This window comes from Streptomyces canus (assembly GCF_030815415.1).
Lineage (GTDB): Bacteria > Actinomycetota > Actinomycetes > Streptomycetales > Streptomycetaceae > Streptomyces > Streptomyces canus_F.
In genome coordinates this window covers 4,427,661-4,451,694 of the sequence record NZ_JAUSWW010000001.1, presented here as the reverse complement: position 1 = coordinate 4,451,694, position 24,034 = coordinate 4,427,661, and the positions used below count along the sequence as shown (strand labels likewise).

Genomic DNA, 24,034 nt, shown 5'->3' with positions numbered 1-24,034 from the left:
AACTCCGACAAGTGGTGGTTGCGATAACACCCGACTGGAACTGGGAGACCGGCAAGGGCCTGCTCGGCATGGACGACCCCGCCGAGGTGGACGCCGCGCTCGATCGTGCCGACCGGTACCTCGGCGCGGCGGTGATCGGCCTCGCCCTCAACTGCCCGCCGGAGGTGGTGTCACCGCGGATCATCCGGGCACTGGAGCTGCTGCCCGGCCCGGGGCGGGACTTCCCCTTCACGGCGACCGCCCACCTGGCCCGGCTCGACGGCCGACTGACTCCGGAGCTGTACGCCGCCCTCCGCGCGGAGGGCATCGGCGGAGCCGCCGATCACGCGATCGACGACACGCTGTCGTTCGTGCCCTTCCGGGACCTGCCGCCGTGGTTGAAGCGACGGTGGGTGTACGTGACGGTGCGGGAGACGTTGCTGCGTTGGTGGCTGCGCCCGGTGGAGGCGGTCGGCGAGGCGTGGCGGGCCGTGCGAGGCTCTCGGTCCGGCTGAGCTTCACGTCGAACGGGAGTGCCCTGTAAGTTCGCGTGTGCACATAGCTGTTGTTCGTGATGCGCAGGTGACGGGGGTCGCACTATGGCGGGGCATCGACCGGCGGATTGGCATGTCCTCGACCTGGACAAGGATCCGACGCCGGGGGATCCGGACCGGGTCCGGAGTCTGGCCAGGACGCTGCATGACTTCGCCGACGACGTCTCCGACGCGCTCCGCCTCGTCAAGGGCATGTCGGACGAGGACACCCTGCTGCAGTGGGCCGGCAAGTCGGCGGAAGTCTTCAAGGACGAGTTCGGCGGGGTCCCGAAGAACCTGAAGAAGCTGGAGAAGTCCTACGCCAAGTGCGGGGACGCGCTCGCGGACTTCTGGCCCAAGCTGGAGCGTGCCCAGGCTCTCGCCGACAAGGCTCTCGCCAAGGCGCGTGAGGCGCAGGCGAATCTGTCCTCGGCCAACTCACGCCTTGCTTCAGCCGATTCGTGGGTGACCCGGGCGAGCAAGGAAGCCGACAAGTACAAGGACGATCCCACCGGCAGCAAGTCCGACGCGGACAAGCCCGACGAGTCCAAGGTCAGGGCCGCCACCCGGGACGCCCAGCACGCCAAGTCCGCGCAGACCAGCGCCCAGTCGGACGTCGACAGTGCACAGGATGCCCTGGACGCGGCGAAGAAGATGGCCGCCGACGCCCGCAAGATGCGTGAGGACGCCGCCCGCGAGGCCAAGACGAAGATCGATGAGGCCTCCGACGCCGGTATCCAGAACCGGTCCTGGTGGGAAGAGGTCGGGGATTGGTTCACCGACAACTGGGACAACATCGTCACCGTCTGCAAAGTCGTCGTCGCGGTCGTCGGTATCGTCGCGATGATCATCGGCGGTCCGATCCTCGGCGCGATCGTCCTCATCGCCGCGCTCGTCGTGCTCGCGGACACGCTCTACAAATACTCGAAAGGCCAGGCGTCCCTATGGGATGTGGGCCTGGCCGCGCTGGACTGCATACCCGGCATGAAGGGCCTGACCACGCTCGGCGGCCTTGCCAAGGGCCTCAAGGGCGGCATGGCCGCGATGAAGGGGCTCAAGGGCGGCCTCAAAGGCATGGGGCTGGCGGTGCGCGGCCTGGGGAAGAACGCCCGGACCATGGTCACCGACGGGGCCAAAGGCGCGTACGACCGAGCCAAGAACCTTGTGAAGTCCAAGGGCAGTGACCCGGTCGACATGGCCTCGGGCGCAATGTACCTGCCGCAGACCGACGTGGATCTGCCTGGCCTGCTGCCCCTGGCGTTCACCCGCCGGGTCGCCTCCGACTACCGCTGCGGATGGTGGTTCGGCCCCACGTGGGCCTCCACCATCGACCAGCGCCTCGAAGTTGATGACGCCGGCATCGTCCTCGTCACCGAGGACGGTCTGCTCCTCACCTACCCCCACCCCTCGAACTCGCACGTGTCGGTCCTGCCCGAGACCGGCCCTTGCCGGCCCTTGACCCGACTGGACAACGGCGGATACCGCGTCGACAGCCCGCTCACCGGCCACGCACATCACTTCTCCCGCCCCACCGCCGACGGCAGCGCCCTATTGGCACGCATCAGCGACCGCAACCAGCACACGATCACCTTCGACTACGACGAGAACGGCACGCCAGTCGCGATCCGCCACTCCGGCGGCTATCACCTCAAGATCACCACCGACGACGGCCGTGTCACGTCCCTGAGCCTGGCCGGAGCGGCCGAGGACGGCTCGGACGTCGTGGTCAAGCGCTATGGCTACACCGACGGCAACCTCACCTCGGTCACCAACTCCTCAGGTCTGCCCCTCCAGTTCGCCTACGACGAGCGACTGCGCATCATCTCGTGGGAGGACACGAACAACAGGCGCTACCTCTACGCATACGACGACCAGGACCGCTGCCTCGCCGAGGGCGGCGAGGCTGGGCACATCGCGATCACCCTCGCCTACGACGGGACCGATCCATCCTGGCCCGACTGCCGTGTCACCACCCTCACCACCGCCGACGGTGCCGTCTCCCGCTTCGTTGTCGACGATCGTTGCCTGGTTGTCGCCGAGATCGACGCGCTGGGCGGCACAGTCACCACCACCTACGACGCTCGTCAGCACGTCATCGCGACATCGGATCAACTCGGTCACCGCACGGGCTTCGTGAATAACGACGCGGGGCAGCCGGTCGAGGTCGTTCGGCCCGACGGATCGGTCGTGCGTGCGGTCTACGACGACCGGCATCTCCTCACGGCTGTCACGCTGCCGGACGGCGCTCACTGGCAGTACACCAACGACGAACATGGAAACGTCACCGCCATCACGGACCCTGTCGGTGCGACCTCCCACTTCATTCGCGGAGCGGACGGCAGCCTCATCGAGGCCCGGGACGCATCTGGCCGTGCCTCCACCTATACGAACAACGCCGCTGGCCTCCCGCTCACGGTTACGGATGGCCTCGGCAACACCACGAGCTACAGGTACAGCGCCTTCGGCCTGGCCATCGCCGTGACTGACGCGCTCGGCAACGAGACCTGCTTCGAACGGACCGTCGAGGGCCTGCCCACCAGGCGTGTCCAACCCGATGGGTCGTGCGAGACGTGGGAGTACGACGGCGAGGGCAACTGCGTCCGTCATGTGGACGCCGTCGGCCATGCGACCACCTTCGAGTACACCCACTTCGACCGGCTCAGTACCCGCACCGGCCCAGGAGGTGAGCTGCACACATTCACCCACGACGCGGAACTCCGCCTCACCTCGGTGACCAACCCGCAGGGTCTGACCTGGAACTACAGCTATGACGCGGCTGGGCAACTCCTGACAGAATCCGACTTCGACGGGCGCACCACCCGCTACGCCTACGACGCCGCGGGCCGCCTGGTCGCCCGGACCAATGCCCTTGGCCAGAGCATCCGTTACCAGCGGGACGCGCTGGGGCGGATCACCGCGAAGGACGCCGATGGCACGACCACCGTCTACGCCTACACGGCGAACGGATCGCTGACCGAGGCCGCCGGTCCCGACAGCAGCCTTCGGGTGGAACTCGACGCGCTCGGCCGTCGTGTTAAGGAGGTCGTCGACGGCCGGACCATGAGCTTCGCCTACGACGCCGCCGGCAACCGGACACTGCGCACCACCCCTTCGGGCGCCCGCAGCACCTGGGAGTACGACGACGCGGGACGCACCGCCCGGCTGGCCGCAGCGGGTCACGTCATCGACTTCGTACACGACGCGGCAGACCGGGAAATCACCCGTCGAATAGACAACGCACTTACCCTCAGCCACGGCTACGACAGCCTCGACCGCCTGGTCAGGCAGGTGAGCACGGCCCCGGGAGAGCACCGGGTCGCCGAGCGTTCCTACACCTATCGACCCGACGGTCACCTCACAGCGATTCAGGATTCCCGCACGGGCAGCCGGCGCTTCGATCTCGACGCTCAGGGCCGTGTGACAGCGGTACGCGCCGACGGGTGGAACGAGCGCTATGCGTACGACTCCGCGGGCAACCAGACCGAGGCCGACTGGCCGGCGAAGCATCCTGGCCACGAGGCTGCCGGACCGCGCGAGTACTCGGGAACGCGACTGACGCGAGCGGGCGGAGTTCACCACGAGCACGATGCCCAGGGACGTGTGGTCGTACGACGCAAGACCCGGCTCTCCCGCAAGCCCGACGTCTGGCGTTACGAGTGGGACGCAGACGACCGGCTCACTGCCGTCACCACACCGGACGGCAGCCGCTGGCGCTACACCTACGACCCCTTGGGACGGCGGACCGCGAAGCTCCGGCTCGGCGCCGACGGGGAGACCGTCCTGGAGCGCACCGTCTTCACATGGGACGGCAACACCCTCTGCGAACAGACCACCGAGCACGGCGACACGGGCGGCCACACCACGCTCACCTGGGACCACGACGGTCTCTCTCCCCTGAGCCAGGCCGAGCGGATCTGGGCAGCGGAAGCTCCGCAGGAGACGATCGACGAGCGCTTCTTCGCCATCGTCACCGACCTCGTCGGCACCCCGACCGAACTGGTTTCCCCGGATGGCGAGATCGCCTGGCACACACGGTCCACCCTGTGGGGGAACACTGCCTGGAACAGGGGTGCGAGCGCGTACACGCCGCTGCGATTCCCCGGCCAGTACCACGATCCGGAGACCGGCCTCCACTACAACCATCACCGTCACTACGATCCCGAGACGGCCCGCTACACCAGCCCCGACCCCCTCGGCCTGCTCCCGGCGCCGAACCCCGTCACGTATGTCCACAACCCCCACACATGGTCGGACCCGATGGGTCTCGCGCCCTTGTGTCATCAGCATGGCGGCGACACCGGCAGTCCCGACGGCCCCGGCCTTCTCCCCGGTCCTGCCCCTCAGAGCGCCACGGACATGCTGAACAAGGTCAACGCCCGCCCCGGAGGCATCGGGAAGGTCGACGGTTACCATGGCAACGCGAACTGGGGTAACAACAAGTCTCAACTGCCCGGGGGCAAGTACAAGGAATGGGACGTCAACGCCAAGGTCGACCTCCCGCACTGCAGCGCGCCCGGCTGTGGCAAGGAAATCAGAGGCACTGAACGCCTGCTGACGCCAAAGGACGGTCCCGGTCCCGCGTATTACACGCCAGACCACTATGGAACTTTCTACTACGTTGGTGAATTCACAGGGTGATTCAGAAATGACCGATTTCGATATCACAGGGACTTCAGAACCCTGGGTTGTCTTCGTTCCCCAGGGCGATGCCGAGGTCCGTCGGCAGCTGGCACGTTTGGAGGCGAAGGGCGGGCATGTCCATCGCTTCGACTCCCGCGATCTGGTGACTGAGCGCGGGATCTATGCCGCCTTCGCCGAAGTGTTGCAGTTTCACGGTTACTTCGGCTGGAACTGGGACGCGATGGTGGACTGCCTGGACGACCTGTGCGGCGCGGTGACCGGCGGAGTAGGGATCGCCGCCGTCATCGATGAGGCGGACCGGCTGCTGGAGGTGGAACACTTCCCACTGTTCGTATCGGTCCTCTGCCAAGGAGCCGACCGCGCGAACTCAGCGGTCGACCTGGATGGATTCCCCTTGGACCGACCCGCCATCGCCGAACATTTCGTTCTCGAGTTCCGCGAATTTGATGCGGAGAAGATCGCCCGCCTGGTGAGCCAGCCGGACCTGACAGTCACCACGGGAGACGGATTCGTGGGGGCGGCACTCAACCCCGACGAATGGCATTGAACCGGTATCTTCCCTGGTGCCAGTGCGTGACGTTGCCCTACGAACAAACGTGTCGACTGTGTGGAACGGTCCCGAAGGGACGGCACGTCAGCGGTTGATCGACTGGATCTCCTGGACGTTCATGTCCTGCGTCGTCTCGAAGGTCCCGTCGGGCAGGTCGCCGCCGGTGCCGTTCGCGCCCTGCCAGGTGATCTGCCAGGTCACCGAGGCGGACAGGCGGTAGGGCGTGCCGTCCGTGGCCTTGAGGTAGCGGATGCCGCAGGGCGGGGTCCCGTCGGCGCCCTTCTCGTACGGTGTGCCGATGCTGCCGTCGGCGTTGATCTCGCAGTCCCCGGAGGCGGGGTAGGTCTGCGCGTCCGCCGTGCCCGGATCGAGGTGGAGGGCGACGGGCTTGGCCGTGGTCTCCGCCCACAGCCCCGTGTTCGGGAGCTCGGCGCGGACCTTGACGTCCTGGAAGGTGGCTTTGTCCAGCCAGACCCAAGTGGGCAGGTTCACCGTGGACTTGGTGGTGGGCTTCAGCTCGATCTCGGTGTCCGGGACCTCGACCTTGTTGTAGGCGTACTCGGCGAGCGTCTTCGGGGTGGGCGCGTGGGCGATCTTCGGAATCTCGCCCGCCGACTGCCAGAACATGATGCGGGTGCAGTCCCAGGAGTCCGGGTCGGAGATGTCCGGTGCGACGCTGCGCCAGAAGTAGCCGTCCTGGCCGAGGTTGTAGTTCTTGTAGCCCTCGACGCTCGCACCGTTCTCGAAGACGTTGGTCGTGGGTTTGTCGTCCCGGTAGTGGTCCGTCCAGAGTCCCTTGCCGGCCCAGTACTCGTGGATGCCGACGTCCCCGACCCCGTTGGTCTCCGAGAAGTCCTTCAGTGCCGCGGGGGTGAAGACCGGCTCGTACCAGCAGGCCGGCGGCTTCCAGTTGACGTCCAGGGACGAGACGGCACCGCGCTTGCCGCCGGTGGGACCACTGACCTGGGTGACCTTGATCCGGGACTGGCCGGCCGAGGCCAGCAGGGTCTTCCCGTCGGCGCCGCCCTCCGTGGTGTTGTGGCCGCCGGGCACGGGCTTGCCCGCGTACGCGGTGCCCGCGGTCCAGACGAGGGCTCCCGCGGTGAGGGCCAGAACCCACGTCGCGCGCCGGGGGGAGATCACTCCTGGCATTCCGTCGCCTTCTCCTTGACGGTGATCTGCTGGGCACGCCACACCGGCGAGCCCTTCGCGGACGCCATGACGAGGTTGAACTTGAGGAAATCGTCCGGGCTTTCCTCGGTGTGGAGGACCTTCCCGCTCTTCACTTCCTTGCCGTAGACCTTCGAGGCGTCCTCGCAGAAGGAGACGCGCACGAGCTTCACCGACTTCGAGTCGCCGGCCGCGCTGGTCTCCGCCCGGTAGTAACGGTCCTTGCCGGTGAGCGTCCAGCCGCCCTTCACGTACTCCTTGATCTGCGTGTTCGCGTACCGGGCCGCGTCCCCGGCGGAGTAGTACTGATAGGCGGGGTCGGAGGGGTCCTGCCGCGTGACGCCGTGGTTCAGCGCGCGGACGTAGTTCTCCGCGTCGGCGAGTGCGGCCGCGTTGTCCGCGTCCGACGGCTTCTCGAAGTCGAAGACCAGGTCCAGGTCCGCGGGAAGGCTCACATCCGGTCTGTCGGCAACGGGCGATGCCGACGCGGAGGCGGAAGCCGACGGACTCCCCGACGCCGTGCCCGCCCCCTTGATGTCATCCGGAGACCCCCCGTCACCCCCACCGCACGCGGTGAGCAGAAGGGTCGCCGTCATGGCGAACGCGGCGGCGGTGACGGGCAGGGCGCGGCGGGCCACGATGGATCTCCCCCGGAGGTCGGCGTGTGCAACGGGGAACGAAGCTATCAGGGGTGGGTGAGGGGCCTTTAACTGCCTGCGGAGCATTGTGCAGAGAGCGTGAGGGTGTGGCGTGGCGATTGCGAACGGCGGCACAGGTTGAAGGTCAAAGAGGCGCCAACTCGGGCATGTCCGGCAGGTCGTGAGGAAGTGATCCGAGAGGTTGTCCACAGGGCCCTGCCCGACCTTCGACGCCGTACATAAGATCTCTGTAGGCTCAGTACACCCCTCAGCACACCCACACCCACTCCCTTCACACACCACCCAGGACACCCGCCATGCCGCGACGCCGCACTTCCAGCTCGTCAAGCTCGACGGGAAGCTCGACGGGCAGCCCGAGTACCCCGAGGAACCGGACTCCGCAGCCCGTGCGGATCCGGCGGCGTTCGTTCGGGGACTTCGTCAAGGCGTTCTTCGCGTTCGTCGCGCTGCTGGTGCTGGTCGTGGGAGTGCCGGGCGCCTTGGCCGTGTCCGTCGGGTGGCCGTTGCCCCACGGGGTGCCTGAGCTCGAGTGGCTCCAGAAGCCCATCACCACCGGCACCTTCCTGAACATCCTCACGGTCATCGTGTGGCTCGCGTGGGCCCAGTTCACCGCCTGTGTGCTCGTCGAGATAAAGGCCGCCGTCTCCGGCATCGGCGTCCCCGGCCGCGTTCCCGGCTCCGGCCCCAGCCAGCTCCTCGCCCGGCAGCTCGTCGCCGCCCTCCTGCTCGTCGGCGCCACCGCCGCCAGCCTCACCCCGGGGCTGTCCCAGCTCGGGCACGACATGGAGGGGAACCAGCGGGGCACGGTCGCCGCCGCACAGCAGACCCCCGGCGGCGGCCTCTTCGCCCAGCAGCAGGAGCAGGCCGCGAGCACTGCCGCGGCCCTCGCCGAGCAGGCCGCCGGCGCCGCCGCGCACGCCGATGCCGGGGGCAGCGCGTCCAAGGCCGACGACACGAAGTACTACCGGATCCAGCCGCCCGAGGGCCGTCATCACGATTCCCTCTGGGAGATCGCCGAACGGCACCTCGGTGACGGGCGCCGGTACAAGGAGATCTTCGATCTCAACAAGGACCGGGTGCAGCCGGACGGTTCCAAGCTGTCCGAGGCCAGCCTCATCCGGCCCGGCTGGATCATGGAGATGCCGGGCGACGCCCGGGGCGGGGACCTCGTCGAGATGCCCGAGGCGTCCGGAGGCTCCGCCGCCCAGCAGCAGATCCACGACTACGGCCAGAGCGGCGACCACGCCCAGGGCGGCGGAGCCCAGCAGGGCGGCGGCGCACAGCAAGGCGGTGGCACCGGCCACGCCTCCCTCCCGGAGCAGCGCCCCGCCCCCGACCAGCAGACCGACCGGCAGACCGGCCACCAGGAGCAGCACCAGCAGCACGCCACATCCACGAACGCCGCCTCCGACGCCTTCGGTCTCCCGCAGGCGCTCGTCGGCGCCCCCCTCCTCGCCGCCGGACTCCTCGGCGCCCTCGGGCGTCGCCGCCGGCAGGCCCTGTGGCAGTCGGCCTTCGGTGCCGTCGGCGGGCGGCGCGGCATGGAGCCGCCCACGCCGACCGGGGACGCCGCCGACGCGCAGGACGCCCTGCTCGTGGGCGCCGACCCCGAAGGCGTACGACTGCTGGACCGCTCCCTGCGCGGGCTCGCCGCCTCCCTCGCCGCCGAGTCGCGCCCCCTGCCCACCGTCTACGCGACCTGGCTCAGCGGCAACGGTGACCTTCACCTCCAGCTCGCCCAGCCGTCCGGAAACCCGCCGGCTCCCTGGCAGCTCGGCCAGGACCAGACGTTCTGGATGCTCGCGCGCACCGACGCCGAGCGGTACGAGGACGTCGACGCCGCCGCCCCCTACCCCGGCCTCGTCAGCCTCGGCACCCTGGACGACTCCCGGCTGCTGCTCAACCTGGAGTCGGTGCCCGGCATCGTGTCGCTGAGCGGAAGCGAGGCCGACCGTGCCGCCGTCTTCGCCTCCGTCGCCGCCGAACTGGCCACCAACGGCTGGTCGGACCGCATGACCATCACCCTCGTCGGCTTCGGCGAGGACCTCACGCCCCTCGCGCCCAACCGGCTGCGGCACCTCGAAGGGATCGCCGACCTCGTCGAGACCATGGAGGCCGAGACCCGGCAGCGGCGCGGCGCGCTGGGGGCCGCCGGGCACGACTCGGTCCTCACCGGGCGCACCGGCCCCGCCCAGCACACCCGTTGGGCCCCGCACCTCGTCCTCCTCGCCGCCGAGCCCTCCGCCGACGACGCGATGAAGCTCGCCGAACTCGCCGCGGACGCCGGCCGGCTCGGCATCGGCTACCTCGTCGGCACCGAGAGCGGCGATCTGCCCGGCGCCGCCTGGGAGATGGAGATCACCGGCGAGGGCAAGCTGCTCGCCCCGCTGCTCGGCCTCGAACTCGACGCCCAGCTCCTGCCCGTCCCCCTCCAGCGCGCGGTCGTCGAACTCTTCGTCGAGTCCGACCCGGAGCGCGAACCGCAGGGGCCGGCCACCGCACCCCCGTTCCTCGTCGACGTCAGCGAGCAGGGACGGCCCGCGGTGTACGCGCGGCTCGTCGGACCGTACGAGATCATCGGCCTCGACACCCCCGACGGCGACCGCAGCGCCCTGCTCCACGAGGCGCTCGCCCTGCTGCTCCTGCACCGCGAGGGCGTCCACCCGCGCGTGCTGTCCTCCGCGCTCTGGCCGCGCGGCGTCACGGACGACGTACGAGAAGCCCTCCTCGACCGGCTCCGGGCCTGGCTCGGCACCGACCCCGACGGCTCGCCGCGCCTCAAGACCGACAGCACCGGGCGGCTCACGCTCGCCAAGACCGTCGTCTCCGACCTCGACGTCCTGCGCTCCCTCTACCACGAGGCCACGCAGGGCCGCGGCGTCGACAGTCGTGTCGTGCGCGGCCGGCTGCTCACCGACGCGCTCGTCCTCGTCCGCGGCCCGCTCCTCGCCGACCGGCCCGAGGGGCGCTACCGCTGGCTCACCCACGAGATCATCGACGCCCAACTTCCGCTCCTCGTCGCGGACATCGGCCTCGCGCTGTCCGAGTTCCACCTGGTCAAGGACCGCGCGGAGAAGGCCATCGAGGCGCTCGGCGCCGCCCTCAACTCCGCGCCCGGCGACGAGCGCCTCTGGCACGAACTGCTCCGCGCCACCCACGCCACCGGTGACACCGACCGGCTCCAGGCCCTCGCCGCCGACCTCATCACCCGCAGCGGGGCCCGTGGCCTGCCGCCGCGCACCGAGGCACTGCTCGACGAGCTCCTGCCTACGTGGCGCAACGGCGTCGCGGCCGTGGGATGACCACCTTTCTCGTGATCGCCGCCGCGCTGTGGGGCGCGGCGGCGGGTGCGTTTCTGCCGAAGGCCGCCTATCGGTTCTCCGTCCCGTCGGGGGAGGAGTGGCGGACCACCTGCCCGGGCGGGCATCCGCTCGGGGGGTGGATCGGATGGGCGCGCTGCAAGCAGTGCGAACAGCGCGAACAGTCCTACGGCCCTCCCGTGGCCCTTCTCTCCACCCTCACCGCTCTCGTCTGCGCCGCCCTCGCCGCCGCGACCGGCACCCGGCCCGAGATCGCCGTCTGGCTGCTGCTCGCCCCGGTCGGCGTACTGCTGGCCGTGGTCGACCTGCGGGTGCAGCGGCTGCCCGACGTCCTGACCCTGCCGCTCGCGGGCGCCGCCCTCGCGCTGCTGGGCATGATGTCGTTCGTGCCCGAGCACACCGGGGACTGGCCGACAGCACTCCTGGGCGCCCTCGCGCTCGGCGGCGGCTACTTCGTGCTGTTCCTGATCAACCCCGCGGGCATGGGCTTCGGCGATGTGAAGCTCGCGCTCGGGGCGGGGGCGGTGCTGGGCTGGTACGGCTGGCCGACGGTCATGCTGGGGACTTTCGCCGGGTTCCTGCTGGGGGCGCTGTACAGCGGTGCGCTGGTCGTCGCGCGGAAGGCGGGGCGCAAGACGTCGATCCCGTTCGGACCGTTCCTGATCATGGGGGCGTTCGTCGGACTGCTGATCGGCGCGTACGCGGCCTGACGTGTGCCTCGCAAAACCGCTGGCGTAGGCTGGCGCAGTCCGTCCATTACGGATGGTTCCGTCCACAACCCTTGACGAAAGGGACGCTCCGGTGACCGAGAAGGCCGACCTTCAGTCCGTCCTCGACCGCGCCGCATCCGGTGGGCGGATCACTCCGGAGGAGGCGCTCGACCTCTACCGCGACGCCCCGCTGCACGCGCTCGGCGCGGCCGCCGACGCGGCACGACGCCGTCGGTACGCCGGGACCGAGCACATCGCGACGTACATCATCGAGCGGAACATCAACTACACCAACGTCTGCGTGACGGCGTGCAAGTTCTGCGCGTTCTACGCCCCGCCCACGGCCAAGGACAAGGGCTGGACCCGCGACCTCGACGACATCCTGCGCCGCTGCGCGGAGACCGTCGAGCTGGGCGGTACGCAGATCATGTTCCAGGGCGGCCACCACCCGGACTACGGCGTGGAGTACTACGAGAAGCACTTCGCGGCGATCAAGAAGGAATTCCCGCAGCTGGTCATCCACTCCCTCGGCGCGTCCGAGGTCGAGCACATGGCCCGCATCTCCAAGGTGAGCGTGGAGGAGGCGATCCAGCGCATCCACGCTGCCGGTCTCGACTCCTTCGCCGGCGCCGGCGCCGAGCTGCTGCCCGAGCGCCCCCGCAAGGCCATCGCGCCCCTCAAGGAGTCCGGCGAGCGCTGGCTGGAGATCATGGAGACCGCGCACAACCTGGGCGTGGAGTCCACCTCCACGATGCTCATGGGCACCGGCGAGACCAACGCCGAGCGCATCGAGCACCTGCGGATGATCCGTGACGTACAGGACCGCACCGGCGGCTTCCGGGCCTTCATCCCGTACCTCTACCAGCCGATGAACAACCACCTGAAGGGCCGCACACAGGCCACGATCTTCGAGTACCTGCGGATGATCGCGATCTCCCGGCTCTTCATGGACAACATCGCCCACATCCAGGGCTCCTGGCTGACCACCGGCCAGGACGCGGGGCAGCTGACCCTGCACTACGGCGCCGATGACCTCGGCTCGATCATGCTGGAGGAGAACGTCGTCTCGGCGGCCGGTGCCAAGCACCGCTCCAACCTCCAGGAAATGATCGACATGATCCGTACGGCGGGACGGGTCCCGGCCCAGCGCTCCACCACGTACGAACACCTCGTCGTCCACGACGACCCGGCGCACGACCCCGTCGACGCGCGGATCGTGTCCCACATCTCGTCGACGGCGATCGAGGGTGGCACGGCACATCCCGAGCTGAAGATCCTCGCGTCCAACTGACGTACCCGTGCTGACAATTCACGCCGCCGAGGCGCTGCGGTACGGGTGGGACGAGGAGTTGGAGCCGGTGCCGGGCGGCGCCGTGGCCGTGCAGGGCAACCGGGTCGTCGGAATGGGGACGCTGGCCGAGGTCCAGGAGCAGTTTCCGGACGCCCGGGTGCGGCGCTGGCCCGGCGTCCTCGGTCCCGCCTTCCTCCACCAGGGCCCGATCCCGGACGCGCCGACACCGCGTGAGCGCATGCACGCGCTGCTGAAAACGGGGGCGACAGCCGTCCTGGAGGCGTACGTCGACACCCCCGAACTGAGGGCCGCCGCCGCCCGGAACGACATCATCGTGGTGCCGCCGACCATGCCCGTCCGCCGCCCGTACGGCTTCGTCCATGCCGGCCGCGCGGATCTGGCCGTCTTCGACGAGAGCGGCGAGTGCATCGCGACGGTGTGCGCGGGCCGGCTGGTCCACAGACGCCGTTAGTCGGAGCGCCCCCAAGGCGGCCCGCAGCCGACCCACTACTCCGCGAACGCCTCCGCGAAAGCGCCCGAACTCTGCTCCACCCCGCTGCAGTTGGTGAGCTCGTCACCCTCGTCGTCACACTCCTGATCCCGGAACGTCGACCACATCGACACCCACCCGATCTCCTTCTCCTCGGCGAAGGCCCGCACCTGAGCCGCGTCCGACAACGTGAACGTCTCGTTGTCGACGTCGTTGACCCCGATCATCGACGTCAGCGCGATCGCCCGCCACGCGACGGCGTCCGACGTCCCGAAGACATCCTTCAGCTGGGTATGCGCGGCCTTCGCCGAGGTGATCGCGTAGTCGCCCATGTCCTCGTCGTACGTCTCGCTGTAGTTCATGGTCATGAGGTTGATCGTCGAGACCTGTACGGCACTGTTGTTGGCGGACTCCAGCAGCGCGAGGCTGTCGTCGTCGAGCCCCGACGGCATCACGGGCAGCGTGAAGGACACGGTGAGGTCGCCGCGCGACTTCTGCAGCAGCGCGATCGCCTTCGACCGCAGCTCCACCGACGCGGAGTCCGTCAGCGCGTCACCCTCGATGTCGAAGTCGGCCTGGGTGGAGCCGGCCGCGTCGAGGGCCTCGCCGTACGCCTGCGCGAGCGCCGTCGCACTGCCGCAGCTCTCCGCGAGCTCCTTGCCCGACGCCCCGCCGAAGGAGACCCGCACACTCGCGCCGTCCTCCTTGAGCTCCGAGATCCGGGTGGCCACCGAGGAGTCGCCGATGGCGTGCGAGTCGTTCCACGTGGGTGTGCAGTCGCTGCCGTCCGCGATCACGAAGGCCAGGTTGTACGTCGTCGGAGCGCCGGCCGAGTCGTTGCCGGAGGCTTCCGTGGCGCTGACGTAGGGGGCGTACGAGGTGCTCGACGAGGTTTCTTCGGAAGCCTCGGCGGACTGGGCCGGCGTCGCTTCCGAGGTGGTGTCGGTGTCCGCGGAACAACCGGCTGTGGCCAGGGCAAACAGGCAACTCAGCCCTGCCGCCGGCCTCAGGAAACGCCGCATTCGGCATGCACCCGCTCTCGTGATTTCTGTCTCAGGATGGAAACAAACTGTGTTGGGCGAGTGGAAATGTCTCACACGGGGCTGAGCTTCATGAGGACAGGATTCACACAGCGGGCGCATGGGCATGCGCGAATAAAACGGGTGATCCGGGCGCCCAGAGCGGGCATTCAACCCCTTTCCTCTCCGCGGGAGTTGCGCAGCCGTTCCAGCGAACTCTCAGAGAAGAGACAGGTTAAGACGTTTCTCATACGCGCCTCACATGAATTCCTGAGTTTCGGACACATAAAGACTCTCTAACGTCCGGGGAATGCATTCCGAGCCTGCCATCGAAAACCGCGCCGAACGTGGTCGCCGCCGCAAACGCCGTGGCAACGGAGCCGCCGACGGGCCCGTGTTCGTTGACAACTCCGGACGCCGCTCCAAGCTGCTGCGCCGGATCGGTCTTCTCGTCGGTCTCCTGTGTGTGGGGTACGCCGTCGTCCTGGGCCTCGCCTTCATGGGCATCGGCACCTCGACCCCGACCTCGCTGCTGCCCTTCGGGTCCGGCCAGGGCCAGGGCGGTCCGGGCGCCCAGAACGGCAACGGACCCGGCAGCCAGCCACAGGGCGGCATCGGCAGCAGCGTGCGGCCCAGCGGATCTCCGCCCGCGCTGCCGTCGGGCGTGCCCACACCGTCCGCCGCCGCGACCGCCGACTGACCGGAGCGCAGCCACCCTTATGACTACGACGACTCCCTCCCGCGGCCGCCGCCGCGCCCCCTCCCGTCTGGGACGGGCGGCGGGCAAGGCCGCGGCGCTCCAGAAGCCGCGCGTCCTCCTCGCCGGACTGCTCCTGCTCGCGCTGACCAGCGTGATGCTGCTCGACGGCTATCTGCGCGCCGAGGTCGGCGGCGACGAGCGGGTCCGCGACGGGGCCAGCTCCAGCAAGGTGCCGGACAAGATCCTCGACGGAGGCCCGATCGTCAGCTTCCGCGGCGGCTCGGCGACGAGCGTCTCCGTCCCGGACAAGACGATCGCGCTGACCTTCGACGACGGCCCCAACCCGACGTACACACCACAGGTGCTGGAGATCCTGGAGAAGTACGACGTCCCCGCCACGTTCTTCGTGGTCGGCTCGATGGTCTCGCGCTACCCGGGCATCGTGAAGGACATGGTCGAGCAGGGCAACGAGGTGGGCATCCACACCTTCACCCACGTCGACCTCTCCTATCAGAGCGACGCCCGGGTCAACCGCGAGATGCAGCAGACCCAGTTGGCCCTCGCGGGTGCGGCGGGCATCACGACCACGCTGTTCCGGGCGCCGTACTCCTCGGAGACGGACGCCATCGACAACTACAGCTGGCCCGTCTACGAGAAGCTCGGCGAGGACGGCTACACCAGCGTCTTCGTCGACACCGACAGCGACGACTGGAAGAAGCCGGGCGTCTCGAAGATCGTCAAGTGGGCGACACCGGACGACAACGACGGGGCGTCCGTGCTCTTCCACGACGCCGGTGGCGAGCGCTCGCAGACGATCAAGGCGCTGCCCCAGTACATCCAGAAGATGAAGGCGAAGGGGTACACCTTCACCACCATCAGCGGCGTCATCGAGAAGGAGCAGTCGGCGAACGGCCAACAGGCCGGCGGACCGGGCGCCGTGAACGGTCAGCAGCCCGGCGGGGGCACGGGTGCCGGCAACCTCCAGGCCGCCCACCGCGAGGCCGGCGGAGCGACCCTCTACGAGGGCAAGGCCCTGCTCGCGGCCGTCGCCGTCGCCGAGTACGCCGTACCCACGCTGTCGGTCGGCCTCATGGTCGTCGGCGTCGCCGTCATGGGGCGGTTCGGGATGATGCTGATCCTCGCCCGCCGCCACTACAGACAGCGCAACAAACGCCGCTTCAGCTGGGGGCCGACGGTCACCCGGCCGGTGAGCGTGATCGTCCCGGCGTACAACGAGAAGGAGTGCATTGCCAACACCCTCAAGTCGCTGGCGCGGAGCACCCATCCGATCGAGATCATCGTCGTCGACGACGGTTCGACGGACGGCACGTCCGAGATCTCGCTCAACGCGGCCCACGAGCTGGGCATGACGAACGTCCGGGTCATCCGGCAGGAGAACGCGGGTAAGCCGGCCGCCCTCAACAACGGTGTGCGCAACGCCAGTTACGACATCGTCATCATGATGGACGGCGACACCGTCTTCGAGCCGGACGCCGTGCACCAGCTGGTGCAGCCCTTCGCCGACCCGGAGGTCGGCGCCGTCGCCGGCAACGCCAAGGTCGGCAACCGCGACACGATCATCGGTGCCTGGCAGCACATCGAGTACGTGATGGGCTTCAACCTCGACCGCCGTATGTACGACCTGCTGCGCTGCATGCCGACGATCCCCGGCGCGATCGGCGCGTTCCGCCGCGAGGCGGTGCTCGAGGTCGGCGGTATGAGCGAGGACACGCTCGCCGAGGACACCGACATCACCATCGCCATGCACCGCGCGGGTTGGCGGGTCGTCTACCAGGAGCACGCCAAGGCCTGGACGGAGGCGCCGGGTTCGCTCAAGCAGCTGTGGTCGCAGCGCTACCGCTGGTCGTACGGCACCATGCAGGCGCTGTGGAAGCACCGCAAGTCCCTGACCGACAGGGGCCCTTCGGGCCGCTTCGGCCGGGTCGGGATGCCGCTGGTGGTGATCTTCCAGATCGTCACGCCGGTCTTCGCGCCGCTGATCGACGTCTTCACCGCGTACTCGATGATCTTCATCGACTTCCGGGCGGCGCTGCTGGCCTGGCTCGCGGTGCTGGCGGTGCAGTTGGTCTGTGCCGCGTACGCCTTCCGGCTGGACAAGGAGAAGTACCGCTATCTGCTGATGATGCCGCTCCAGCAGCTGGCCTACCGGCAGATGATGTACCTCGTCCTCATCCACTCCTGCATCACGGCCCTCACGGGCGGCCGGCTGCGCTGGCAGAAGCTGAAGCGGACCGGCGAGGTCGGGACGCCGGCGGGGGCGAGCTGATGAGCTGGGAGCAGCAGGGGTACCAGCAGCAGGGGTACGGCTACGGTTACGGGGACGGGAACGGGCAGGAGTACGGCGGCCATGAGCAGCCGCAATACGCACAGCCGCAGTATGTCCAGCCGGCGTATCCGCAACAGACCTGTCCGCAGCAGCAGTACGTGGACTACGGGCAGCCCGTGGCGGTGGAGGAGACGGCTCCGCTGCCGCCGGTCGAGCCGGAACCCGAGCCCGAAGTAGCGGTCGTAGGGGAAAAGCCCGCGGGAGAGGCGGCGGAGGAGAAGCCGCCGCCGAAGCCCGTCGGCCGCGACCGCTACTTCGACACCCTCCGGGCCGTCGCCCTCATCCGGGTCGTCACCTATCACACCTTCGGGTGGGCCTGGTGCGGGATGGTCTTCCCCTCCATGGGGATCATGTTCGGCCTGGCCGGCACCCTGATGGCGAAGTCGCTGGAGCGGCCCGCGCTGAAGGTCGTGAGGAGCAGGCTCCGCCGGCTGCTGCCCCCCTTCTGGTTCTGGGGCTTCTTCGTGGTCCTCGCGATGCTGGTCCACGACTGGATGCCGCACTGGGAGATCGCCTACTGGATCGTGCCGTTCGGTGATCCGCCGGGGAACCAGTGGGGCGTACAGGCCTGGGAGATCCTCTGGTACCTGCGGACGTATCTCTGGTTCGTGCTGCTGTCCCCGCTTCTGCTGAAGGTGTTCCGGGCGGCGCCGGTCCCGGTGCTCTTCCTGTCCCTGGCGCCGATCCTGGTCCTCACCTTCGTGTGGTCCGGGCCGGAGGGACGGCTCGGCAACGAGATGTGGGACTTCTCGACGTATCTCTTCTGCTGGATCCTCGGCTTCGCGCACCGCGACGGCGTGCTGCGGAGGATGAAACCGGCGCTCGTGGTCGTCCTGTCGTTCGCCGCGGTCGGCTACGGCGGCTGGTACGCCTTCTCCCACCAGGGCGAGGTCGGCACCTACGACCTCGACGAGATCCCGCTCGCGCAGGCCTTCTGGTCGGCCGGGTTCGTGATGCTGCTGATGTGGGCCAAGGCGTACTTCGCGATCGACTTCGCGTGGCTCACCCGCTTCCGGCGGCTCGACCGGGTCGTGACGGTCTTCAACGCGCGCGCGGTGACGATCTACCTCTGGCACGAGATCGCCTTGATCCTCGCCGTGCCGCTGATCGACCAGTTCTGGAACGTGCCGGCCTTCGAGAAGTATCTGCCGCTGGAGAGCCAGTGGTTCATGTTCGGGGTCGGGTGGGTGCTGATCGCGGTGTTCGTCGTGGCCTGCGGCTGGGTGGAGGACGTGGCGGCGCGGAAGAAGCCGAAGCTGCTGCCGTGAGCGGGGCCTCGGCCGTTTCCTCGGGGGCGGCTGCAAGAATGGGCCCGTGACCCGCGCTTCCCTGAACAAGCAGCCGCACGAAGTCGCCTCGATGTTCGACGACGTGGCGGAACGGTACGACCTGACGAACGACGTGCTGTCGCTCGGCCAGGACCGGGCGTGGCGCAAGGAGGTCGCCAAGGCGGTCGACGCCCGGCCCGCGCAGAAGATCCTGGACCTGGCGGCAGGGACGGCCACCTCGTCCCTGCCCTTCGCGCAGACCGGCGCCTACGTCGTCCCCTGCGACTTCTCGCTGGGCATGCTCAGGGTCGGCAAGAAGAACCACCCGTGGCTGCCGCTGACGGCGGGCGACGCGACGAAGCTGCCCTTCAAGGACGACACCTTCGACGCGGTCACGATCTCCTTCGGGCTGCGCAACGTGCAGGACTTCGACGCCGGGCTGCGGGAGATGTACCGGGTGACCAAGCCCGGCGGCCGGGTCGTGATCTGCGAGTTCTCGCACCCGACCTGGGCGCCTTTCCGCACGGTCTACACCGAGTACCTGATGCGCGCCCTGCCGCCGGTGGCCCGCGCGGTGTCCTCCAACCCCGACGCCTACGTCTACCTCGCCGAGTCCATCCGCGCCTGGCCGGACCAGCCCGCGCTGGCCGAGCGTCTGCAGAAGGCCGGCTGGTCGAAGGTGGCGTGGCGGAACCTGACGGGCGGGGTCGTGGCCCTGCACCGCGGGTTCAAGGCGGGCTGAGGGTTCAGGGCGGGGCGATCCCGACCGTGCAGGGGTCGCCGGGCTCGTCCAGCTCGCGCTGGAGCCCGCCGCCCGACGGGTTCGGCACGCGCGGCTCGCGCATGCCTCCGCCGCCGTCACCCGGACCGAAGTCGAACCACACGTAGACCATCGACTCCCGCGGCACCTCGGCGCCGGGCTGCGGGTACTGGCGTACGACGTAGTCGACGACGGCGAGGTGGAAGTCCTGGCGGTCCGGCGCATTGATGAACAGGTCCTGTGCCCTGGCCGTCTCGCGCGCGTCGACGGCCATCAGACCGACCAGACGAGGGACGCGCACTTCGGGCGTTTTGGGTGTTATTCGCACAGATGTCACCCCCAGCGGTATGGGCAGAGTAACCGCACTGGGGCGCTACCTGGAAGCGCTGAGTATTTTTCTGTAGCCGATTATCACTCTGCGTCACAGATCAAGGCGGAAGCACAGCGCGTCCTCCGGCAGCCGCGGATGCGGGAACGTCTCCGCGAGCTCCATGCCGAGCCGCCGGGTGACCGCGACGGACCGTTCGTTGCCGGGTCTGACCAGCGCCACGACATGGGAGACGCCCGCCGCCCGCAGCCGTTCCAGCGTCATCTGCGCGGCGGCGGTGGCGTACCCCTTGCCCCAGTGCGCCCGCCCGAGCCGCCAGCCGATCTCGATCTCCCCCTTGGGCCCCCAGTCCTGCGGCCACGGCTGGGCGCCGGCGAACCCGATGACCTGCCCGTTCTCGTCGACCATGGTCCACAGACAGAACCCCCGCTCGGCGTCGTGCCGACGCTGGCGGGCGGTGAGTTCCTCGTAGACGTACAGCTCCGCCGACCTGCCTCCGTGGAACTCCATGACGTCCCGGTCGTCGAAGATCCGGTGCCAGGCGACGGCGTCCTCGTCGGTGGGGACGCGCAGCCTTACTACGGGGAGAGCTCGGTTCACGGGGCAGCCCTTCAGCCGGGTGATCAATCGTGCTGAATAGACTGCCCATGTCCAGTGCCGGTCGGCACGCAGATTGCGAACTTGGGGAGATCCCGCCGTGACAGCCGTGACTGAGCCCCTCTCCGAAAACACCGCCGATGTCATCGTCGTCGGCGCGGGGCCGGCCGGCTCCACGACCGCGTACTACCTCGCCAAGGCCGGACTCGACGTGCTTCTCCTGGAGAAGACGGCGTTCCCGCGCGAGAAGGTCTGCGGCGACGGCCTCACCCCGCGAGCCACCAAACAGCTGGTGGCCATGGGTATCGACATCTCCGAGGAAGCGGGCTGGCTGCGCAACAAGGGCCTGCGCATCATCGGCGGCGGCGTCCGCCTCCAACTGGACTGGCCGGAACTCGCGTCCTTCCCGGACTACGGCCTCGTCCGCAAACGCGACGACTTCGACGAGCAACTCGCCCGCCAGGCGCAGAAGGCGGGCGCCCGGCTCTACGAGCGCTGCAACGTCGGCGCCCCGATCATCGACGACCGCACCGGCCGCATCACCGGCGTGCACGCCAAGCTCGGCGACACGGGCGAGAAGCGGGAAGTCACCTTCCACGCGCCGCTCGTGGTCGCGGCCGACGGCAACTCCACCCGGCTGTCCCTGGCGATGGGCCTGCACCGCCGCGAGGACCGTCCGATGGGCGTCGCCGTCCGCACGTACTTCGAGTCGCCGCGCCACGAGGACGACTACCTGGAGTCCTGGCTGGAGCTGTGGGACCGCCGCGGTCCCGAGCCCCGGCTGCTGCCGGGCTACGGCTGGATCTTCGGCATGGGCGACGGCACCTCCAACGTCGGCCTCGGCGTGCTCAACACCTCCGACTCCTTCAAGGAGCTCGACTGGCGCGAGGTGCTGAAGGCCTGGTGCGCGTCGATGCCGGAGGAGTGGGGCTACACGCCGGAGAACATGACGGGCCCGATCCGCGGCGCCGCCCTGCCGATGGCCTTCAACCGCCAGCCCCACTACACCAAGGGCCTGCTCCTGGTCGGCGACGCCGGCGGCATGGTGAACCCCTTCAACGGCGAGGGCATCGCCTACGCCATGGAGTCCGGCAACATCGCCGCGGACGTCATCGTCCAGGCCCACGCCCGGGCGACGCCGGCCCAGCGGGAGATCGCGCTCCAGCGCTACCCGCAGGTCCTCAAGGACACCTACGGCGGCTACTACACGCTGGGCCGTGCCTTCGTGAAGCTCATCGGTAACCCGAAGGTCATGAAGATCGCGGCCCAGCGCGGCCTCACCCACCCGCTGCTCATGAAGTTCACCCTGAAGATGCTGGCCAACCTCACCGACCCGTCGGGCGGCGACGCCATGGACCGCATCATCAACGGGCTGAGCAAGGTGGCCCCGAAGGCGTGAACCAGGCTGTGCGCCTCGATGGTGGCGGCCCGGCGTGCGGAGACCTCCTCGCGCCGGGCCGCCACCTGTCGTAGGGCGTGGATGACCTCGACTCGGCCTGGCCGGCCGGCTCGGCCGGTCCTTGGACCCGGCTGTGACGGGCCTGGGCGGCCCTGAGCCGGGGAACCGCGGGCAACTCGTCATCCACCCCGCGGGCACCCTCCGCAGCCGCCCCACGGCCCGCACAAAGGCGCCGACGAGTCAGCGCGGCGGCCGGCCGGCCGTCAACGCGCTGCCGGATGTGGACAATCCGGGGGAAAAGGCGGAAGGGCCGCTGCCCCCGAGCGGCTGCGGCCCTTCCGACGTTCGTGACGCGTGTGCGTGCTCGTCAGAGTACGCGCACCGCGCCCGACGCCGGATATCCGGACAGGTCCTGAATGACGACACCCTTGGAGGGGTTGGCCGCGTCCAGGTACTGGCCGTCACCGATGTAGACGCCCACGTGGTAGGCGGAACCCTTGCCGCCCCAGTAGAGGATGTCGCCGACCTGGATCTGCGACAGCGGGATGTCGGTGCCCTGCATCGACTGGTCCTGCGAGACCCGCGGCAGCTCGACGCCGACCTGATTGAACGCGGCCTGGACCAGGCTGGAGCAGTCCCACGCGTTGGGCCCCGTGGCGCCCATGACATAGGCGTCGCCCACCTGTGCCTTGAGGAAGGCGATGACGGTCGCGACGCTGCCGCTGGCGGGCGCCGAGGCGGTCGTGGTGGTGGACAGGGTGGTCCGCTCCGAGGAACGCGAGACGGCGGCCTCCGCGGCGGCCTTGCGGGCTTCCTCTGCCTTCTTCTTGGCCTCGGCCTTCTTCTTCGCCTCGGCGAGATCCTTCTTGGCCTCCTTGGCGGCAGCGGCTGCGGCCGCGTCGCGCTCGGCCTGGAGCTCGTAGTTCGCGGCCGCCTGCTGCGTGGCGTCCGCGGACTCGGCGACCTGGACGGCCAGGTCGGCCGTGAGGGTGGGCAGTTCGAGGGTCTGCGTCACCGGCTCGGCGGCGCTCGCCGAGGCCGACGCGCCCGCCGCTGCCATGCTGAGGACGCCACCGGCAACTCCGGCGCGCATCGCCATGGATGTCGTCGCGCTGCGGCGCGGCTTCCGGTGGCTACGTATGTGAGCGGTGTGGGACATGAGACCAAGCGGTATCAGGGGCTCCTCCATACCTTCAAGAAACGTGTGCTGCGCCACAGTTGTTCAATGGGCGCCCCGAATTCGTCGTCCGCCGCTCCTTATTGACGCCGTAACGGACATTGCGGACGCGACCCAACACGGCCTTGATCACGTACTTTCGTGTTTACGTCCGAATTGCCCCGCGCTTACCACCGGTTGGGACAGGTGGCCAAGCCCGGTTCTCGGAGGCCTCTCGTCGATGTGGCGGAGGTCACGCAACGGTTACAGCGGCGGCTGCGTCTCGCGCACGCATCCCGCCCTCATCCGCTCGTGAATGTGTGCACGCGTCCACATAGCGCCTCGCGACTCCTCCTGATGTGTGAACGCGGCGCACTATCAAGCGGCCGAGTCCAGCGCCAATTTGCATGCAAGGGAACTCTCTTGATATGGAGACGCCTACTCTCAGCTGCGCCGACGAGCGAAAATGTCACCTCTGGTGATCGCTCGGACGCTTCACGTACGAAGATCACCGCTCATCCGACTTCATGATCCTTCGTCAGGTGGTGGAGATCACAAAGCTTGTGCAATACCCCGTGTCGCAGATCACAGACCGGCGGGCATAAGATGCGGGTCAGTTGGGCTTGTGACCTGCTTCACATGTTCGCGATCTTCGCCGGGACGGGCGGGACTTGCGGGACGGGTGGGGCGGCAGCGAACTCAACGCCATCGCCAGCAGTCAGTGCCGACTGAGAGGAGCGAGGAGCGGTGAACGCGTATGCGCCCATCCTCGTACTGGGAGCCCTCGGGGCAGGCTTTGCGATCTTCTCCGTGGTCATGGCCACGCTGATCGGTCCGAAGCGGTACAACCGGGCCAGGCTCGACGCCTACGAATGCGGGGTCGAGCCGACCCCCACGCCGGCCGGCGGCGGGCGCTTCCCCATCAAGTACTACCTGACGGCGATGCTCTTCATCGTCTTCGACATCGAGATCGTCTTCCTCTACCCCTGGGCCGTCACCTTCGACGCCCTGGGTGTTTTCGGGCTCGTGGAGATGCTGCTCTTCGTGCTCACCGTCTTCGTTGCGTACGCGTACGTGTGGCGGCGCGGCGGCCTGGAATGGGACTGAGGGGCCTCTA

General features: G+C 68.7%; 19 protein-coding genes. 13 read left to right on the top strand and 6 right to left on the bottom strand.

Features of this window, described 5'->3' with window-relative positions:
• Positions 1-11: 11 nt before the first annotated feature.
• From QF037_RS20470 to QF037_RS20460, 3 genes are all read left to right on the top strand, one after another.
• Positions 12-494, top strand: coding sequence for a hypothetical protein (locus QF037_RS20470; RefSeq protein WP_307027285.1), 483 nt, complete (start codon positions 12-14; stop codon positions 492-494).
• A gap of 84 nt (positions 495-578) precedes the next feature.
• The gene (locus tag QF037_RS20465) at positions 579-5,150 is read left to right on the top strand and encodes an RHS repeat-associated core domain-containing protein (protein ID WP_307027283.1); all 4,572 of its coding nucleotides are present in this window, start codon (positions 579-581) and stop codon (positions 5,148-5,150) included.
• A 7-nt stretch (positions 5,151-5,157) separates the two neighbouring features.
• Positions 5,158-5,700 (top strand): barstar family protein, encoded by a 543-nt coding sequence (locus QF037_RS20460; protein ID WP_307027281.1) that lies wholly within the window; start codon positions 5,158-5,160, stop codon positions 5,698-5,700.
• A gap of 87 nt (positions 5,701-5,787) precedes the next feature.
• Here QF037_RS20460 and QF037_RS20455 read toward each other — a convergent pair whose 3' ends face one another.
• Entirely contained in the window at positions 5,788-6,855 is a 1,068-nt protein-coding gene (locus QF037_RS20455) for a hypothetical protein (RefSeq protein WP_307027279.1), read from the bottom strand.
• A complete protein-coding gene (locus QF037_RS20450) occupies positions 6,843-7,511 on the bottom strand; it encodes a hypothetical protein (protein ID WP_307027277.1) in 669 nt (222 codons plus the stop codon). The genes QF037_RS20455 and QF037_RS20450 overlap by 13 nt, the downstream gene beginning before the upstream one ends.
• 317 nt (positions 7,512-7,828) lie before the next feature.
• Between QF037_RS20450 and QF037_RS20445 the strand changes: the two genes are divergently transcribed.
• The 4 genes from QF037_RS20445 to QF037_RS20430 all read left to right on the top strand — a co-directional run bounded on the left by QF037_RS20445 (position 7,829) and on the right by QF037_RS20430 (position 13,325).
• Positions 7,829-10,834: a BTAD domain-containing putative transcriptional regulator gene (locus tag QF037_RS20445; RefSeq protein ID WP_307027274.1), complete on the top strand. Its 3,006-nt coding sequence runs from the start codon at positions 7,829-7,831 to the stop codon at positions 10,832-10,834.
• Positions 10,831-11,562 (top strand): prepilin peptidase, encoded by a 732-nt coding sequence (locus tag QF037_RS20440; protein WP_307027272.1) that lies wholly within the window; start codon positions 10,831-10,833, stop codon positions 11,560-11,562. Before QF037_RS20445 ends, QF037_RS20440 begins: the two co-directional genes overlap by 4 nt.
• A gap of 91 nt (positions 11,563-11,653) precedes the next feature.
• The gene (gene mqnC / locus QF037_RS20435) at positions 11,654-12,853 is read left to right on the top strand and encodes a cyclic dehypoxanthinyl futalosine synthase (protein ID WP_307027270.1); all 1,200 of its coding nucleotides are present in this window, start codon (positions 11,654-11,656) and stop codon (positions 12,851-12,853) included.
• 7 nt (positions 12,854-12,860) lie between these two features.
• Complete coding sequence (locus QF037_RS20430; protein ID WP_307027269.1) at positions 12,861-13,325, top strand: imidazolonepropionase-like domain-containing protein; 465 nt, start codon at positions 12,861-12,863, stop codon at positions 13,323-13,325.
• A 35-nt stretch (positions 13,326-13,360) separates the two neighbouring features.
• Here the strand turns inward: QF037_RS20430 and QF037_RS20425 are convergent, their stop codons facing one another.
• A complete protein-coding gene (locus QF037_RS20425) occupies positions 13,361-14,365 on the bottom strand; it encodes a chitinase (RefSeq protein WP_307027266.1) in 1,005 nt (334 codons plus the stop codon).
• A 307-nt stretch (positions 14,366-14,672) separates the two neighbouring features.
• Here QF037_RS20425 and QF037_RS20420 point away from each other — a divergent pair, with 307 nt between their 5' ends.
• The 4 genes from QF037_RS20420 to QF037_RS20405 are packed head-to-tail and all read left to right on the top strand — an operon-like array spanning position 14,673 to position 19,419.
• A complete protein-coding gene (locus QF037_RS20420; RefSeq protein WP_307027264.1) occupies positions 14,673-15,062 on the top strand; it encodes a hypothetical protein in 390 nt (129 codons plus the stop codon).
• 19 nt (positions 15,063-15,081) lie between these two features.
• Complete coding sequence (locus QF037_RS20415) at positions 15,082-17,349, top strand: bifunctional polysaccharide deacetylase/glycosyltransferase family 2 protein (RefSeq protein WP_307027262.1); 2,268 nt, start codon at positions 15,082-15,084, stop codon at positions 17,347-17,349.
• On the top strand, positions 17,349-18,677 hold the full coding sequence (locus QF037_RS20410; RefSeq protein ID WP_307027260.1) for an acyltransferase family protein: 1,329 nt from the start codon (positions 17,349-17,351) through the stop codon (positions 18,675-18,677). The genes QF037_RS20415 and QF037_RS20410 overlap by 1 nt, the downstream gene beginning before the upstream one ends.
• Positions 18,678-18,723: 46 nt before the next feature.
• Positions 18,724-19,419, top strand: a complete 696-nt coding sequence (locus QF037_RS20405) for a demethylmenaquinone methyltransferase (protein ID WP_307027258.1) — start codon at positions 18,724-18,726, stop codon at positions 19,417-19,419.
• A gap of 4 nt (positions 19,420-19,423) precedes the next feature.
• Here QF037_RS20405 and QF037_RS20400 read toward each other — a convergent pair whose 3' ends face one another.
• Together QF037_RS20400 and QF037_RS20395 are read right to left on the bottom strand one after the other, a co-directional pair.
• Positions 19,424-19,738, bottom strand: coding sequence for a PASTA domain-containing protein (locus QF037_RS20400; RefSeq protein WP_307027256.1), 315 nt, complete (start codon positions 19,736-19,738; stop codon positions 19,424-19,426).
• Positions 19,739-19,858: 120 nt separating this feature from the next.
• Complete coding sequence (locus tag QF037_RS20395) at positions 19,859-20,365, bottom strand: GNAT family N-acetyltransferase (protein WP_307027254.1); 507 nt, start codon at positions 20,363-20,365, stop codon at positions 19,859-19,861.
• 97 nt (positions 20,366-20,462) lie between these two features.
• On the opposite strand from QF037_RS20395, the gene QF037_RS20390 reads away from it, so the two are divergent.
• Entirely contained in the window at positions 20,463-21,761 is a 1,299-nt protein-coding gene (locus QF037_RS20390; protein ID WP_327718716.1) for a geranylgeranyl reductase family protein, read from the top strand.
• A 367-nt stretch (positions 21,762-22,128) separates the two neighbouring features.
• Here the strand turns inward: QF037_RS20390 and QF037_RS20385 are convergent, their stop codons facing one another.
• Positions 22,129-22,950, bottom strand: a complete 822-nt coding sequence (locus QF037_RS20385; protein WP_307027252.1) for a C40 family peptidase — start codon at positions 22,948-22,950, stop codon at positions 22,129-22,131.
• Between the two features lie 714 nt (positions 22,951-23,664).
• Between QF037_RS20385 and QF037_RS20380 the strand changes: the two genes are divergently transcribed.
• Positions 23,665-24,024 (top strand): NADH-quinone oxidoreductase subunit A, encoded by a 360-nt coding sequence (locus QF037_RS20380; protein ID WP_046261007.1) that lies wholly within the window; start codon positions 23,665-23,667, stop codon positions 24,022-24,024.
• Positions 24,025-24,034: the final 10 nt, after the last annotated feature.

Excerpts from the sequence above, each read along its gene's own strand:
- QF037_RS20465 (WP_307027283.1), top strand. The coding sequence starts at position 579 with ATGGCGGGGCATCGACCGGCGGATTGGCATGTCCTCGACCTGGACAAG.
- QF037_RS20460 (WP_307027281.1), top strand. The coding sequence starts at position 5,158 with ATGACCGATTTCGATATCACAGGGACTTCAGAACCCTGGGTTGTCTTC.
- QF037_RS20455 (WP_307027279.1), bottom strand. The coding sequence starts at position 6,855 with ATGCCAGGAGTGATCTCCCCCCGGCGCGCGACGTGGGTTCTGGCCCTC.
- QF037_RS20445 (WP_307027274.1), top strand. The coding sequence starts at position 7,829 with ATGCCGCGACGCCGCACTTCCAGCTCGTCAAGCTCGACGGGAAGCTCG.
- QF037_RS20440 (WP_307027272.1), top strand. The coding sequence starts at position 10,831 with ATGACCACCTTTCTCGTGATCGCCGCCGCGCTGTGGGGCGCGGCGGCG.
- QF037_RS20425 (WP_307027266.1), bottom strand. The coding sequence starts at position 14,365 with ATGCGGCGTTTCCTGAGGCCGGCGGCAGGGCTGAGTTGCCTGTTTGCC.
- QF037_RS20420 (WP_307027264.1), top strand. The coding sequence starts at position 14,673 with ATGCATTCCGAGCCTGCCATCGAAAACCGCGCCGAACGTGGTCGCCGC.
- QF037_RS20415 (WP_307027262.1), top strand. The coding sequence starts at position 15,082 with ATGACTACGACGACTCCCTCCCGCGGCCGCCGCCGCGCCCCCTCCCGT.
- QF037_RS20410 (WP_307027260.1), top strand. The coding sequence starts at position 17,349 with ATGAGCTGGGAGCAGCAGGGGTACCAGCAGCAGGGGTACGGCTACGGT.
- QF037_RS20385 (WP_307027252.1), bottom strand. The coding sequence starts at position 22,950 with ATGGAGGAGCCCCTGATACCGCTTGGTCTCATGTCCCACACCGCTCAC.